The sequence below is a fragment of the Roseovarius sp. A-2 genome (assembly GCF_002072155.1).
In the GTDB taxonomy this organism is placed as follows: domain Bacteria; phylum Pseudomonadota; class Alphaproteobacteria; order Rhodobacterales; family Rhodobacteraceae; genus Roseovarius.
The window spans coordinates 273,685-287,992 of the sequence record NZ_BDIY01000001.1 but is presented as its reverse complement, the minus strand read 5'-3'; the positions used below and the strand labels follow the sequence as shown (position 1 = coordinate 287,992).

General features: G+C 65.1%; 17 protein-coding genes. 7 read left to right on the top strand and 10 right to left on the bottom strand.

The features are described from left to right. The first annotated feature begins 88 nt into the window (after positions 1-88). Positions 89-442 carry an H-type lectin domain-containing protein gene (locus BHD06_RS01460; RefSeq protein WP_080455192.1) on the top strand — a complete coding sequence of 118 codons (354 nt, stop codon included), beginning with the start codon at positions 89-91 and terminating at the stop codon, positions 440-442. A gap of 35 nt (positions 443-477) precedes the next feature. Here the strand turns inward: BHD06_RS01460 and BHD06_RS01455 are convergent, their stop codons facing one another. Further along, the gene (locus BHD06_RS01455; protein ID WP_080455553.1) at positions 478-1,494 is read right to left on the bottom strand and encodes a ribose-phosphate pyrophosphokinase; all 1,017 of its coding nucleotides are present in this window, start codon (positions 1,492-1,494) and stop codon (positions 478-480) included. Between the two features lie 104 nt (positions 1,495-1,598). On the opposite strand from BHD06_RS01455, the gene BHD06_RS01450 reads away from it, so the two are divergent. Together BHD06_RS01450 and BHD06_RS01445 are read left to right on the top strand one after the other, a co-directional pair. Beyond that, complete coding sequence (locus BHD06_RS01450; protein ID WP_080455191.1) at positions 1,599-2,198, top strand: 2-hydroxychromene-2-carboxylate isomerase; 600 nt, start codon at positions 1,599-1,601, stop codon at positions 2,196-2,198. A 4-nt stretch (positions 2,199-2,202) separates the two neighbouring features. Beyond that, entirely contained in the window at positions 2,203-3,015 is an 813-nt protein-coding gene (locus tag BHD06_RS01445; RefSeq protein WP_080455190.1) for an alpha/beta fold hydrolase, read from the top strand. A 5-nt stretch (positions 3,016-3,020) separates the two neighbouring features. On the opposite strand, the gene BHD06_RS01440 is transcribed toward BHD06_RS01445, so the two are convergent. From BHD06_RS01440 to BHD06_RS01415, 6 genes are all read right to left on the bottom strand, one after another. Beyond that, positions 3,021-3,995 (bottom strand): glutathione S-transferase family protein, encoded by a 975-nt coding sequence (locus BHD06_RS01440; RefSeq protein ID WP_080455189.1) that lies wholly within the window; start codon positions 3,993-3,995, stop codon positions 3,021-3,023. 231 nt (positions 3,996-4,226) lie between these two features. After that, a complete protein-coding gene (gene ptsP, locus BHD06_RS01435; protein WP_080455188.1) occupies positions 4,227-6,470 on the bottom strand; it encodes a phosphoenolpyruvate--protein phosphotransferase in 2,244 nt (747 codons plus the stop codon). A gap of 60 nt (positions 6,471-6,530) precedes the next feature. Then, positions 6,531-7,769: an aspartate kinase gene (locus BHD06_RS01430; protein WP_080455187.1), complete on the bottom strand. Its 1,239-nt coding sequence runs from the start codon at positions 7,767-7,769 to the stop codon at positions 6,531-6,533. 208 nt (positions 7,770-7,977) lie between these two features. Further along, positions 7,978-8,625, bottom strand: a complete 648-nt coding sequence (locus BHD06_RS01425) for an SDR family oxidoreductase (RefSeq protein WP_080455186.1) — start codon at positions 8,623-8,625, stop codon at positions 7,978-7,980. A gap of 23 nt (positions 8,626-8,648) precedes the next feature. Next, a complete protein-coding gene (locus BHD06_RS01420) occupies positions 8,649-9,074 on the bottom strand; it encodes a DUF1178 family protein (protein ID WP_307718118.1) in 426 nt (141 codons plus the stop codon). A 68-nt stretch (positions 9,075-9,142) separates the two neighbouring features. Next, entirely contained in the window at positions 9,143-9,619 is a 477-nt protein-coding gene (locus BHD06_RS01415; RefSeq protein ID WP_254892272.1) for an NUDIX hydrolase, read from the bottom strand. Positions 9,620-9,876: 257 nt separating this feature from the next. Between BHD06_RS01415 and hemP the strand changes: the two genes are divergently transcribed. Genes hemP through bfr form a run of 4 tightly spaced genes read left to right on the top strand, consistent with a single transcriptional unit; the run spans position 9,877 to position 11,254 of the window. Beyond that, positions 9,877-10,041: a hemin uptake protein HemP gene (hemP, locus tag BHD06_RS01410; RefSeq protein WP_080455185.1), complete on the top strand. Its 165-nt coding sequence runs from the start codon at positions 9,877-9,879 to the stop codon at positions 10,039-10,041. Next, positions 10,038-10,508, top strand: a complete 471-nt coding sequence (locus BHD06_RS01405) for a hypothetical protein (protein WP_080455184.1) — start codon at positions 10,038-10,040, stop codon at positions 10,506-10,508. Before hemP ends, BHD06_RS01405 begins: the two co-directional genes overlap by 4 nt. A 19-nt stretch (positions 10,509-10,527) precedes the next feature. Continuing rightward, complete coding sequence (locus BHD06_RS01400; RefSeq protein WP_080455183.1) at positions 10,528-10,821, top strand: bacterioferritin-associated ferredoxin; 294 nt, start codon at positions 10,528-10,530, stop codon at positions 10,819-10,821. After that, on the top strand, positions 10,769-11,254 hold the full coding sequence (bfr, locus tag BHD06_RS01395) for a bacterioferritin (protein ID WP_080455182.1): 486 nt from the start codon (positions 10,769-10,771) through the stop codon (positions 11,252-11,254). The genes BHD06_RS01400 and bfr overlap by 53 nt, the downstream gene beginning before the upstream one ends. Before the next feature lie 95 nt (positions 11,255-11,349). Here the strand turns inward: bfr and BHD06_RS01390 are convergent, their stop codons facing one another. The 3 genes from BHD06_RS01390 to BHD06_RS01380 are packed head-to-tail and all read right to left on the bottom strand — an operon-like array spanning position 11,350 to position 14,285. Continuing rightward, entirely contained in the window at positions 11,350-12,708 is a 1,359-nt protein-coding gene (locus BHD06_RS01390; protein ID WP_080455550.1) for an MATE family efflux transporter, read from the bottom strand. Positions 12,709-12,750: 42 nt separating this feature from the next. Then, entirely contained in the window at positions 12,751-13,659 is a 909-nt protein-coding gene (locus BHD06_RS01385; protein ID WP_080455181.1) for a nickel/cobalt transporter, read from the bottom strand. Then, on the bottom strand, positions 13,641-14,285 hold the full coding sequence (locus tag BHD06_RS01380; RefSeq protein WP_080455180.1) for a DUF1007 family protein: 645 nt from the start codon (positions 14,283-14,285) through the stop codon (positions 13,641-13,643). The genes BHD06_RS01385 and BHD06_RS01380 overlap by 19 nt, the downstream gene beginning before the upstream one ends. Positions 14,286-14,308 lie beyond the last annotated feature (23 nt).

Below are 14,308 nucleotides of genomic sequence, written 5' to 3'. Positions count from 1 at the left end.
GGGCCGCATTGCGGCCCTTTTTTCTTTTTCGGTTCTCAATTCAGTCAGTAATACGTAATAATTCAGGCAAGATAGCAAAGGCGCGATCATGCAGGTATTCATCAATCAGGCCATCGGCGTCGATCAGGGGGACGACGTGCTGTTCTCGGATTACGAGGACGGCGGCACGATGTGGACCGGACGCGGCGCACGCGAGCGGCGCAAGAAGATTACCTTCACGACCGAGTTCAAGGAGGAGCCCGTCGTGCAGGTCTCGATGTCGCTGTGGGACATGGACAGCGGCACCAACGCGCGCGCGGATGTGACCGCCGAAAAGATCACCCGCAAGGGGTTCGAGGTGGTGTTCCGCACCTGGTCCGACACCCGTGTGGCGCGGGTGCGGGTCCGATGGCTCGCCATCGGCGCGGCCTTTCACGAGGATGACTGGCAGGATGTCTACTGAGGCGCGCGCGACGGGAAGCGCCCGCCCTGCCCCGCTCAGCCGCTGAACTGCCCCTCATAGACCGGCTCCAGCGTCGGGGTCTCGAACAGGGACGAGACCGACGTGCCGCTCCAGATATTGAGGATCGCCTGGGCAAAGACCGGGGCGGTCGGGATGATGCGGATATTGGGTGTCGCCTTGACCGCTTCTGTGGGCTGGATCGTGTCGGTGATGACCATGGATTTCAGCACCGAATGGGTGATCCGCTCGACCGCCGGGCCTGACATGACACCATGGGTCGTATAGGCGTGCACCTCGCGTGCACCGTTATCCAACAGGAGCTGCGCCGCCTTGCACATTGTACCGGCGGTATCGCACATGTCGTCGACGATGATGCAGATTTTGTCGCTCACATCGCCGATCACGGTCATCTCGGCCACTTCACCCGCTTTTTCGCGGCGCTTGTCGACGATCGAGAGCGGCGCGTTGATGCGCTTGGCCAACTCGCGCGCACGTGCCACACCGCCCACATCCGGCGAGACGATCATCACATCGTCCATGACGCCCTTGAACTGCGTCATGATGTCGAGCGCAAAGATCGGCGAGGCATAGAGGTTATCGACCGGAATATCGAAGAAGCCCTGAATTTGCGCCGCATGCAGGTCCATGGTCAGCACCCGCTCGATCCCCGCCTCGACGATCATGTTGGCCACCAGCTTGGCCGAAATCGGCGTGCGCGCCTTGGAGCGGCGATCCTGCCGCGCATATCCGAAATAGGGAATCACGGCGGTGATCCGCCGGGCCGAGGACCGGCGCAGCGCGTCGGCCATGATCAAGAGTTCCATCAGGTTGTCATTGGCCGGGTTCGAGGTGGGCTGGATGATGAACATGTCCTCGCCGCGCACGTTCTCGTAGACCTCGACAAAGATTTCCTGATCGTTGAACCGCTCGATCCGCGCATCGCAGAGCCCCACATCGACCCCCCGATGCATCGACATGCGCCGCGCGATGGCCTTGGCGAGCGGCAGGTTCGCATTGCCGGAAATCAGCTTGGGTTGCGGTGTGGAAGGCATGATGAGGTTCCCGGAATGATCCATGTGACAGATTCGTGTTGTTGCACACCGCTTAGCATGCGCCTAGGGTCGCGCAAAGTCATGCGAACGGAGAGAGCTGTGAAATGGCCCATATAGATTATTTTTTCTCGACCTTGTCGCCTTTTGCCTATCTGGCAGGAGCTGGGCTGGAGGAGATCGCGGCCCGGCATGGCGCAAATGTCACCTACAAGCCGCTTGACATCATGGCGCTGTTTGCACGTACCGGCGGCGCGGCCCCCGCCGACCGGCACCCATCGCGCAACGCCTATCGCGCGCAGGAGTTGCCGCGTCAGGCAAGAAAGCGCGGTCTGCCGCTCAATCTCAAGCCCGCGCACTGGCCGACCAACCCAGCACCCTCATCCTATGCGATCATCGCCGCGCAGAACGCGGGCGGCGGGGATGTCGGCGCGCTGGTGCAGTCGGTTCTGCGCGCCTGCTGGGCCGAGGAGCGCGACATCGCCGAGGATGCTGTGGTGCGCGATTGCCTGCAGAAGTCGGGCTTCGATCCGGCGCTCGCCGACAGGGGCCTGCTGAGCGGGGCCGAGACCTATGCCGCCAATCTCGAAGAGGCGGTCAATGCCGGCGTCTTCGGCGCACCGTTCTACGTGGTCGATAGCGGGCAGAGCTTCTGGGGCCAGGACCGGCTCGAAGACCTCGACCTGCATCTGGCGGGCAAACTCTGAGATCATGCCCAAGGCGCGCCGCGCGGGCCACGCGACCCACTGGACGACTTTCGGCACCGGACCGCACCCGGCGCTCGGATTGCATTGCTCGTTGTCGCATTCGCGCAGCTGGGCCGGGATCATGCGCCTGCTCGGGAATGACGTGCACCTGACCGCCTTCGATCTGCCCGGCCATGGGCAGAGCGATCCGTGGCAGGGCACCGGCGAGATACAGGCGGCCAGCACCGCGATCGCGGCGGATTTTCTCGACCGTCCCACCGTGATCATCGGTCATTCCTTCGGCGCGACAGTGGCGCTGCGGCTGGCGGTGGAGCATCCCGATCTGGTGCGCGCGCTGATCCTCTACGAGCCGGTATTCTTCGCCGTGGCGCTGGCCGATCAGCCACAGATCCGCGCAGAACATATGGCCGAGATGGCCGAGTATGACGCGGGCATCGCCTCGGGCGACATGGCGCGCGCGGCGCAAGGCTTTCTGCGGGTCTGGGGCGACGGGCGCAGATGGGACGATCTGCCCGCACCGGTTCAGGCCGGGCTCGCCGCGCAGATGCCGCTCATCGAGGCTGCCGCTCCGGCGCTCTATGACGATGCCGGGGGCATGCTGGCCCGCAACGCGCTCGGGCGCATCGCCGTGCCGGTGTTGCTGATCGAGGGCAGCACCTCTCCGGCAATCATCCCGGCCATCAATGACGGGCTTGCCACGCGCCTGCCCCGCGCCGCGCGCGCGGTGATCGCCGGGGCGGGACACATGGGGCCGATGACCCACCCGCAACAGGTCGCCTCCGAGATGCGCCGGTTCCTCGACCGGCTCGACGCCTGACGCCCTCAGCCGCGCCCGTGCGGCGCGTCGTAATCGGGGCGCGGGTTGATCGGGATGATCCGGTGCGGATTGATGGTGTCATGGCTGTAATGGTAGTGCCGCACGATATGGTCGAAATCCACCGTCTCGCGCACTCCCGGCCATTGGTAAAGCTCGCGCAGATAGCCCCAGAGATTGGGGTAATCGACGATCCGGTGGCGGTTGCATTTGAAATGCAGGTGATAGACCGGATCGAAGCGGATGAGCGTGGTGAAGAGCCGCCAGTCGGCCTCGGTCAGCCGCTCGCCCATCAGGTAGCGGTTCTGCGACAGCCGCTCTTCCAGCCAGTCAAGGGTGTCGAAAAGCGGATAGACAGCGGCCTCGTAGGCCTCTTGTGAGGTGGCGAAACCGGATTTGTAGACACCGTTGTTGACGGTGTCGTAGATGCGCGCGTTGACCGGCTCGATGGCATCGCGCAGGTCCTTGGGCCAGTAATCGTCGGTGTTGCCGGTGATCCCGTCAAAGGCCGAGTTGAACATGCGGATGATCTCGGACGACTCATTTGAGACGATGGTCTCGCGCTCGGTATCCCACAGAATCGGCACGGTCACGCGGCCCGATATCTCGGGATCGACCTTGAGATAGATGTCGCGGGCATAGGGCAACCCGTAGAGCCGGTCACCGGTGGCACCGGCAAAATCGGTGCGGAATTCCCAGCCTTCGGACAGCATGTCGGGATGCACGACCGAGACACCGATATGATCCTCCAGACCCTTGAGGCTGCGAAAGATCAGCGCGCGATGTGCCCAGGGACAGGCATAGGCCACGTAGAGGTGATAACGCCCGCTTTGCGCCTTGAATCCGCCCCCACCCGAGGGGCCGGGGCTGCCGTCGGCGGTGATCCAGTTGCGGAATTTCGCGGTCGAGCGGACGAATTTTCCGCCCGTCGATTTGGTGTCGTACCAAGTGTCTTGCCAGACGCCGTTGACCAGTTGGCCCATGATGATGCCCTCCTTCTTTGATGCGAAGGTAGGGTGGCAGGACGGCAGAGATAAGCCGTAGCACCGCGCAGGGGGCGTGCGGGGGTGCACAAGGAAGCGGGGCGGGCATGCCACAGGCATGCCTTCGGCATGACCGCTGCGCGGCGGTGCCTGCGGCACCTTGATTCTGCGCGTTGGTGTTAGATGCGAAGGTCCGCTTCAGGCCAAGATCCACCACATACCATCCACACATCATAACTTTTCGCGCAGATACTCCATCACTGCGGGGCGCACGCTTTGCGCGCCGGCGCTGCGCTCGGCATGGATCACGTCGCGCAATTCGCCAAGGTCGATGCGCCGCAACACGCTCTTGACCGGGCCAATGGACGCCGGGCGCATCGACAGCGAGCGAAACCCGATGGCGGCAAGGCAGGCGGCCTCGACCGGGCGGCCCGCATCCTCGCCACAGAAACTGAGCGGGGTGTCGAGCGTGGCACAGCGATAGACGATACCTTCGAGGAAGTTGAGAAAGCTCACGTTGAGCGTGTCGTAGCGGCGGCGCACGCGCTCGTTCTCGCGGTCGGCGGCAAAGAAAAACTGCTTGAGATCGTTGCCACCCACCGAGAGGAAATCCACATCCGCGTAAAAGGAATCCGGCGCGAAGGCGAGCGACGGCGTCTCCAGCATCGCGCCCACCTCGATCACTTCGGGGATCGGATGGCCGAGGATGCGCTCGCGGGCCAGGGCCTTGTCCATCTCGGCGCGGGCGGCGGTGAATTCGTCACGCTGCGCCACGAAGGGGAACATGATCGTCAGCGGCCGCCCCTTGGCGGCGCGGATCAGCGCCTGAAGCTGCATCCGCATGACACCTGGTTTATCCAGCCCCACCCGGATCGCGCGCCAGCCCATCGCCGGGTTGGGCTCGTCGGTGGCCTTCATGTAGGGCAACACCTTGTCGGACCCGATATCGAGCGTGCGAAACACCACGCGCTGCTCTTTGGCGGCGTCCATCACGCGGGCATAAAGCTCCGACAGTTCCGCACGCTTGGGCATGTGGTTGCGAATGAGGAATTGCAACTCGGTTCGGAACAGCCCCACCCCTTCGGCCCCCGAGCTTTCGAGGCTCGGCAGATCGGCCATCAGCCCGGCATTCATCTTGAGCTTGACGTGCGCGCCACATAGCGTCTCGGCGGGCTTGTCGCGGATCGAGGCGTAGCGCTCCTGCGCCTGTGCCTGCATCGCCATCTTGTCGCGAAACGCCGAGACGACGGACTCTCCCGGTCGCAGATGCGCGAAACCCTGATCGCCATCCACAAGGATCAGATCGCCGTTGAGCGCCTCGGTGGTGATCCGCGCCGCGTGAATGATCAGCGGGATCGCGAGCGCGCGGGCGACGATGGCGGCATGACTGCCAACCGCGCCTTCCTCCAGCACCACCCCCTTGAGGCTGCGGCCGTAATCCAGCAATTCTGCGGGGCCGATATTGCGCGCCACCAGAATCGGGTCGGCGGGCATTTCCGCGCCGGTCTCGTGGCCCTGCCCGGTCAGGATGCGCAGCAGGCGGTTGCTCAGATCGTCGAGATCATGCAGCCGTTCGCGCAGGTAGGCGTCGCTGACCTGGCTCATCCTCGCGCGGGCGGCGGATTGTTCCTTTTCCACCGCCGCCTCGGCCGAGAGACCGCTGTCGATATTGCCCTCCATCCGGCGCATCCAGCCCTTGGAATTGGCAAACATGCGATAGGCTTCGAGCACGTCGAGATGCTCTTTTTCGCCACCCTTGGCGGAACTGAGCATCCGGTCGACGCCGACGCGCAGCGTCTCGACCGCCTCGTGCAGGCGCTCGAGCTCGCGCGCGGGATCCTCGGCGATCGGGTTGGTGACGACGACGCGCGGCTCGTGCAGCCAGACATGACCCTGCGCCGCACCCTCCTGCCCGCAGGCCCCGCGAAACAGCACCGCCTGGCTATGGCGGGCCGACATCGCGTCGCCCTCGCCCACGAAAGCGCCCAGTTCGGCCATTTCGGCCAGCACCATGGCCACCACCTCGAGCGCGTAGATCTCTTCCTCGGAGAACTGCCGCGCCTGTTTCGATTGCACCACCAGCACGCCCAGTTTTTCACCCAGTCGTTGCACCGGCACCCCGGCAAAGGAGGAATAGGCCTCCTCCCCGGTCTCGGGCATGAAGCGAAAGCCCTTGGCGGCGGGGGCGTTGTCGGTGTTGATCACCTCGCCCGCGCGCGCGACCCGGCCCACCAGACCCTCGCCCAGCCGCATTCGGGTCTGGTGCACGGCCTCCGCCTTGAGCCCTTCAGTGGCGCAGAGCTCCAGCGTATCCTCGTCGCGGAATAGATAGATCGAGCAGACCTCGGTATGCATCTCCTCGGCAATTAGCCGGGTAATCTGGTCGAGCCGCATCTGCCCGCCCGCATCCTCTGCCATGATCGCACGCAGGCGGCCTAGCATCTGGCGGCTGTCGGTCTTGAAGCTGTCTCTCATGGGTGGCGGTCCCCCCGGGGCCGTTTCAGGGCCGGCCTGCCCGGCGCGCCGCGCGCAGACTCAGGCCGATTTGTCCAACTCGAAGGCATCATGCAGGGCCTGAACCGCGAGTTCCATGTATTTCCGGTCGATCAGAACGGAAATTTTGATCTCAGAGGTTGCAATGACCTTGATGTTCACACCTTCGTCACTCAGCGTCTTGAACATCCGCGCCGCGACGCCCGACTGGCTGCGCATACCGATGCCCACAGCCGAGACCTTGGCCACGTCGGTGTCGGCGATAAGGTCGTGATAGTTGATCTGCCCCGCCTCCTTGGCCGCCTGCAACGCCTGTTCGGCGCGTTTGACCTGATCGGTCGGGCAAGAGAAGGTCATGTCGGTGCGGCCTTCCTCGGCGATGTTCTGCACGATCATGTCGACGTTGATCCCCGCCTCGGACAGCGGCCCAAAGATGGCCGCCGCAATGCCGGGCCGGTCCGCCACCGAGACGAGGGTCATCTTTGACTCATCCCGGGAATAGGCGATGCCACTGACAACATTCGATTCCATGATTTCCTCCTCGGCGCAGACAAGCGTGCCGGCCTCATCCGATTGTTCCTCGAAACTGCTGAGCACGCGCAGTTTCACATTGTAGCGCATCGCCAGCTCGACCGAGCGGGTTTGCAGCACCTTGGCCCCGAGCGAGGCCAGTTCCAGCATTTCCTCGAAGGCGATCTTGTCCAGTTTGCGCGCCTTGGAGCTGATCCGCGGATCGGTTGTATAGACGCCGTCGACATCCGTGTAGATGTCGCAGCGCTCGGCATTGAACGCCGCGGCAAAGGCCACGGCGGTGGTGTCGGAACCACCCCGCCCCAGCGTGGTGATGCGGCCCTCGGGGCTGATCCCCTGAAACCCCGCAACCACCGCCACGCGCATGCCCTGCGCGAAACGCGCGTTGATATTGTCGGGCGGGATATCCTCGATCCGGGCGGCGGAATGCGCCGAGTTGGTCTTGAGCGGCACCTGCCAGCCCTGCCAGCTGCGCGCCGGAATATCCATTTCCTGCAAGGTGAGCGCCATCAGCCCGGCGGTCACGTTCTCGCCGGAGCTGACCACTGCATCGTATTCCCGCGCGTCGTAAAGCGGCGAAATTTCGCCCACCCAGTTCACCAGTTCGTTGGTCTTGCCCGACATGGCCGAGACGATGACGATCACGTCATAGCCCTTGGCCACCTCGACGCCCACGCGCTTGGCGGCGCGCCGGATGCGGTCGATATTGGCGACCGAGGTGCCGCCGAATTTCATCACGAGAACGGGCATGTGCGCGATCCTGAGGCTTTTTCACCGGACGGGGTTTACGCATGGTCGCACGCGCGCGCAAGTGCGCAGGTGTCGCGGGGGAATTTGCGTGCGGCGGTTTGGGGGTGGGACAGATTGGCCTGAAGCCGCCGCTGCCGCATCCCGCGCGAAACGCATCGGCTGGCCGCGTGCAACGAGCACTCCAGGCCAATCGCCCAAACACCCCGCCTCAATACGGGTGATCACGCCCGTCCCATGTCTGGAAACAGCCGGTCGCGGCCATGTCGAGCGCGGCAAAACGCGCAAGCAGCCCGTCGGCCGCCTCATCCACCGAGATCTCAGCCGCGTCGCCGCCCATATCGGTGCGCACCCAGCCGGGATGATAGATGCCCACGGCGATCCCCTCGGGCGCCAGATCGGCGGCGAGATTGCGCCCCAGATTGAGCGCTGCCGCCTTGGAGGCACGGTAGATATAGCTGCCGCCCGGTGCGAGGGTGTGACTGGCCATCTGGCTCGAAATGATGGCGATCTTGGCACCCTGCGCGGCGCGCAGATTGGGCAGCAGGCTCTGGATGCACAGGAACACGCCCGTGACATTGGTGGCAAAACTCTCGGCCCACATCGCCGCCGGATAGCCAGTTTCCAGCGGCTGGCCCTTGTCGGGATAGATGCCCGCGTTGCAGACCAGCAGATCGACGGGGTGGTCTTGCAAATGCTCGGCCAGCGCGCCGCAGGACACCGGATCGGTCACGTCGAGCGCAACTAGATCATCAACCGGCTCCCGCGCGGTGCCAGTGACCTGATGCCCGGCGGCACGGGCGCGCTCGGCCATCGCGTGGCCGATACCGCGATTGGCACCGGTGATGACGATATGCATGGGGATTGCCTTTCTTCTCGGGGTCAGTTCGCCTTGCGCCGGGGAAGGAACGGCAAGGGCGCGACCGGCACGCCGTCCTCGATCAGCCTGCGCGCGTCTTCCGGTTTGGCCTCACCATAGATGCTGCGCTCGGGCGTCAGCCCGTCATGCATGTCGCGCGCCTCGCGGGCAAAATCCACGCCGACATAATCTGCCGTGTCCTCGATCTTGCGGCGCAACTTGGCCAGGGCCTCCGCGACGGGGGTGCAATCGGTCTCGCGGGCCTCCTCCGGACCTGTGCCGCCCGACTGCACGCGCGGGGCCATCAACGCCTTGTCTACACGGGTCGACCCGCAGACCGGGCAACTCACCATGCCTGCGGCATGCAGCGTGTCGAAGGCGGTCGCCGACTTGAACCAACTGTCGAAGCGGTGATCCGCCTCGCATTTCAGCGAAAACTGTATCATCATTCGATCCATCTGATCATCCACGCATAATTACGCCCTGCGCGGCCAATATCAAGCGCAGTCGGCGTGGCCTATATCCCCAGCTTGCGCGGATCGAAGCTGCGGATCAGATGCGCCAGTTCGCTTTCTCCTACCCGTTTGGCGGCTTTCTTGGGGCGCAACCATTTATGCCGACGCTGACCCACCTCGGGAAACCTGGCCGCCATGGATTTGACCTGAACCGGATAGACCATCACCAGGCACGGCACGCCGCGCTCGGGCCCGACCACCTTGGTGTAGGAATAGAGCCCAAGCGCCACGCCATGTGCCACGCCGCGCACACCGGCCTCCTCCCAGGCCTCGCGCAGGACCATCTCGGCGGGCGTGCGACCCGGCATCGGCCAGCCCTTGGGAATGATCCAGCGGCCCGATCCCCGGCTGGTCACCAACAGGATTTCGGGTTTGCCGTCGCACATTCGATAGCACAGCGCGCCGAATTGCGTGCGCACCTCCGTCTTGGAGGCCGCAGGCAGGCTGAGCGGCATCTGCTTGATCGCCTGAAGGGTCATCGCTGGATCCGGTCGGGTTGCGCGGCTTGATCCCATCAGGGACAGAAAAACCCTAGCGCGCAAAAGCCCCGTCTGGCCAGCGGGAATTCAGCTTTTATTAATCCCGAGTGGAATTATCGGGAATTGACATTCCTTACGATAAAAGTCAGAAATAAGGGGCCAAGCCAGTCCGACCCAAGGCGAGCCCGGCGAAACGCGAACCGAAAGGGACTTACCAGCATGGCATATCCGATGACCGAACACGCGGGGGCTCAGACATGATCCGCGCACAAACCAGAACCGAACCCGACCTGCTGGCCGAGGCCGCCTGTCACGACGCCCGCGCGCTCACCGGCGGGGCGAACACCGCGCTGATCGTGCTCGACGGTCAGGTCTATACCCTGCGCATCACCCGCGCGGGCAAGCTGATCCTCACGAAATGAAACATGCGCGCACCTTCACCCCCGACGCGCCCGTGGCGCGGATCGACGAGATGACCGGCCTGCCGGGCATGGTCATCGCCTGTCTGCGCCAGTGGAATCGCGGCGGGGCCTCGGCCGCCCTTGGCCTGCTGCGCACGCAGATGGCCAATGCCCCTGCCTGCGCCGCCTTCGAGGCGTTGCAGGACCTGACCGAGGTTCTGGGCCCGCATATCCGCCGCCCGCTGCGCTGTCACGCGCCGCAATGCCGTTGCGTGGGGCTCGACGAGGCGGCCTTTGCCCGCTTCGTCGAAGAGGCGGCACTGGGCGAGCGCGAGGATGCGCTGATGCTGGCCAGCCTGCTGGTCGCGCCGCGCGGCATCATGCCATTGGTGGATGCGGCCGGCCGGTTTGGTCTCGCCCTGCACCGTGCGCTACTGCGCCAGCGGGCGCAGAGCATCCCCGACCCGGCAAACACGACCCGACACTGAGGCACAGGAGCACGACCCGATGATGATCTGTCACTGCATGGCGATCTCCGATGATGACATTCATCGGGCCATGGACTGGATGCGCGCCTCAGACCCCGACACGCTGATCACCCCTGGCAAAGTCTACCGCGCATTGGGCAAACGCGCCGATTGCGGCGGATGCCTGCCGCTCTTTGTTGACACCATGCGCAAGGCAGATAGCCTCGGGATACCTATGCAATTGTGCGGCCTCCGCCGCGCCACCACCCGGGGAGACGCATATGAAGGGCGACGCCAAGGTCATCGATTATCTCAATCAGGCGCTCAGGAGTGAACTGACCGCCGTCAGCCAGTACTGGCTGCATTACCGCCTGCAAGAGGACTGGGGCTATGGCCGCATCGCCGCCAAGTCGCGCGAGGAAAGCATCGAGGAGATGCACCACGCCGACACGCTGATCGAGCGGATCATCTTCCTCGGCGGGCATCCGAACCTGCAAAAGCTCGATCCGCTGCGCATCGGACAGACCCTGCGCGAGACGCTCGAGTCGGACCTCGCCGCAGAGCATGACGCGCGCACACTCTATATCGAGGCGCGCGACCATTGCGAGAGCGTGAGCGATTACGTCTCCAAGAACCTGTTCGAGACGCTGATCGCCGACGAAGAAGGCCATATCGACTTTCTGGAAACCCAGATCGACCTCTTCGACGATCTCGGCGCCGAACGCTACGGGTTGCTCAATGCCAGCCCGGCGGATACCGGCGCGTGACACCCGCGCGTCTTGCTCCAAAGGCTTTTGCAAAAGCCTTTGACGCGGCGTCCACGCCGCGTGCAAGCCGTTTGCAAACGGCTTGCGCCCCCCGCTCAGGCCGGTGACACGCCGCGCGCCGACCAGCCCCAGAACCGCAAGAGCATGAACACCCCCGCCAGCGCCAGCCCCGCCGCGAGGCCGAGCCAGATGCCCGCCCCGCCATAGCCGAGGGTAAACCCCAACACATAGCTCACCGGCACGCCGACGGCCCAATAGCTCAGCGCCGCGATCACCATCGGCACCCGGGTATCCTGCACCCCGCGCAAGAGGCCCAGCGCCATGACCTGCGCCGCATCGAGCAGTTGAAACAGCGCCGCCGCCGCCAGCAGCCCGCGCCCGATCTCGATCACCGCGGCGCGGTCGGGGTCACCGGGATCCAGAAACAGGCCGATCATCGGCTCCGGCACCGTCAGCAACAGGATCATCGTCACCAGCGCCACCGCCCCCGACAGCCCCAGCACCACCCGCGCCCCGTCGCGCAGCCCCTGCCCGTCGCCACGCCCATAGGCCTGCCCCGCGCGCACCGTTGCGGCATTCGACAGGCCGACATGCACCATGAACACCACCGATGTCACCTGCATCGCGATGCCATGCGCGGCCAATGGCAGCGTGCCCAGCCATCCCATCATCACCGAGGCCGCAGCGAAGAGCCCGACCTCGGCCAGATTGGTCATGCCGATGGGCCAGCCAAGCCGAAAGACGCGGCCCAGCGCCTCCCAGTCCGGGCGCCAGAGGCGGGTGAAAAGCGCGTGCTCGGGGGCCACCAGCCGCACATAGACCATCAGCGCCAGAAGCGAGCCGATATGCACGCTGAGCGACGCGACCGCCGCCCCCCGCACGCCGAGTTCCGGAAATCCCAGGTTGCCGAAGATCAACAGGTAGTTGACCACGATATTCATCGCCACCGCCGCCAGCGTGATCCACAGCACCACCGCCGTGCGCTCCAGCGCCGCGAGATAGGATTTCAGCACCATCACCATCAGCGCCGGCAGGATGCCCCAACCGGCAATGATCAGGTAATCGGCCCCCAGCGCCGATGTGGCCGGGGCCTGCCCGAGCGCACCGAACACCGTCTCCGAGCCCAGCATCAGCGGCAGCGTGACAAGACCGAAGAGCACCGACGCCCAAAGCCCCATACGTGTGATACGGCGCACCTGCGCGCCTTCGCCGCTGGCCTCGGCAGAGGCCACCATCGGCATCACCGCCCAGGCAAAGCCCGAGCCCATGATGAAGACCACGAAGAACATCGTACCGCCCAGAACCTCGGCGGCCAATGCCTCGACCGAATACCAGCCGAGCATCAACGCATCGGTCAGCGTGATGGCGAACTGCGCCACGTGGCTGCCCACCAGCGGCAGGCCAAGGCCCATAACGGCGCGGGCGTGCTGGCGATATGAAAGACGGTGTTGCATGGAATTGGCGTTAGCCGGGGCGGTGCGCGCGCGCAAGCCCTCTCAGAGCACCGCCAGCATCAGTTGCAGCGCCAGCGCCGCAATCACCACACCCGCCGCAATCTCCAGGAGCGGCAGCGCGCGGGCAAGGCCACCCCCCTGCCCCGCGCCAAACCGCGCCAGTGCCCCCTCGCGCAGCGTGACCGCGGCCAGCGCCACCGCGAGCGTCACGCTCGCCGTGCCCAGCCCCATGGCAAAGGTGCCGAGGATGCCCGCCATCTCCAGCCCCATGCGCCATGTCAGGATCAACAGGAACAGCGCCCCGGTGCAGGGCCGGATCGCCACGGCGGCAATCAGCGCCAGCGCATCGCGCCAACCGGTGACGGCGGCCGCCTCATCCGCCGTGGGGCCGTGCTTGTGCCCGCAACTGGAGCAGGTGCCGTCGTGGTCGTGGCTATGATCGAACCGAACCACCCGCGCCGCCCGCAACCGCCGCAGCCCGCGCAGCGCGAGCCATGCCCCCACGGCAGCAATCGCGCCATAGCTGGCAGGGGCCATGATATCCTCGGCCAGCCCGGTCATGCGCTGGCGCGTGAGATCAAAGACGAACACCCCCGCATAGACCAGCAGCACCGCCGATCCCGCCTGCGCCAGGCTGGAGGCGAGCGCCAGCCCCGACAGCCGCAATGCCCCCACGCGCGCGGCCATGCCATAGCCGCCGATCAGCAGCTTGCCATGCCCCGGCCCCGCCGCGTGGAAAAAGCCATAGGCGAAACACAGCGCCATGAGCCCGGTCAGCGCCCCCGGATCGCCCGCCCGCAGGCTGCGCAACAGCCGCGCCATCGCCTGCTGCGTCTCGGCCTGCCCGGCATTGGCCCAGGCCGACACCGCCCCGGCCCCGCCGAACCCCCAAAGCCAGATCACCAGCGCAAGCAGGCCAAGGGCCGCAAGGCTCAGGACGGGGCGGCGCATGACAGAACCATCGCCTGCGAGAAGAGATTGCCCACCTCGACGCCCTCATATTGCTCCTCGGCGCTAAGCTGCCCCAGCATCTCGCGGAAGGCGCGTTGCGACGCGTCGAGATCCGGCTCGCGTATCGTGTAGCTGCATCCTTGCGGCAGGCGGATCGGGCCGGTCAGCGTGTGCTCCACGTAATAGGTCGGATCATAGGCCTCTACCTTGAGCCCGTCACCGGGCACCGGGCCGAACGTGCGCTCATGCGTGGCGACGATGCGGCCCTTCTCCAGCGCGATGCCAGTGGGCACAGGATGGTCGAGCGCGATCTTGTCACCACCGTGATGCATATAGAGATCGCCCTCGAACCCCTCGGGCCATTCCACCAGATCAAAGCCCTTGAGCCGTGCCAGTTCCTCCTCGGACAGCACCCCGTCGCCATCGGGGTCGAGCCCCATATCGCTGAGAATGAGCAACGAGAAGAAATCGTCATAACTCCACGTCACCTCGACGCGGGCCAGATTGCCCTCCCCGTCGCCGGTGAACTCCAGCGCCACATCGACAAACACATGCGGATGCGCGGCAAGATTGCCGACGGGCAGGCAGAGGCAAAGGGCAAGCGCGGTGCGGCGGATCCAGATCATGGGCGCATGATTACGCGGGCCGC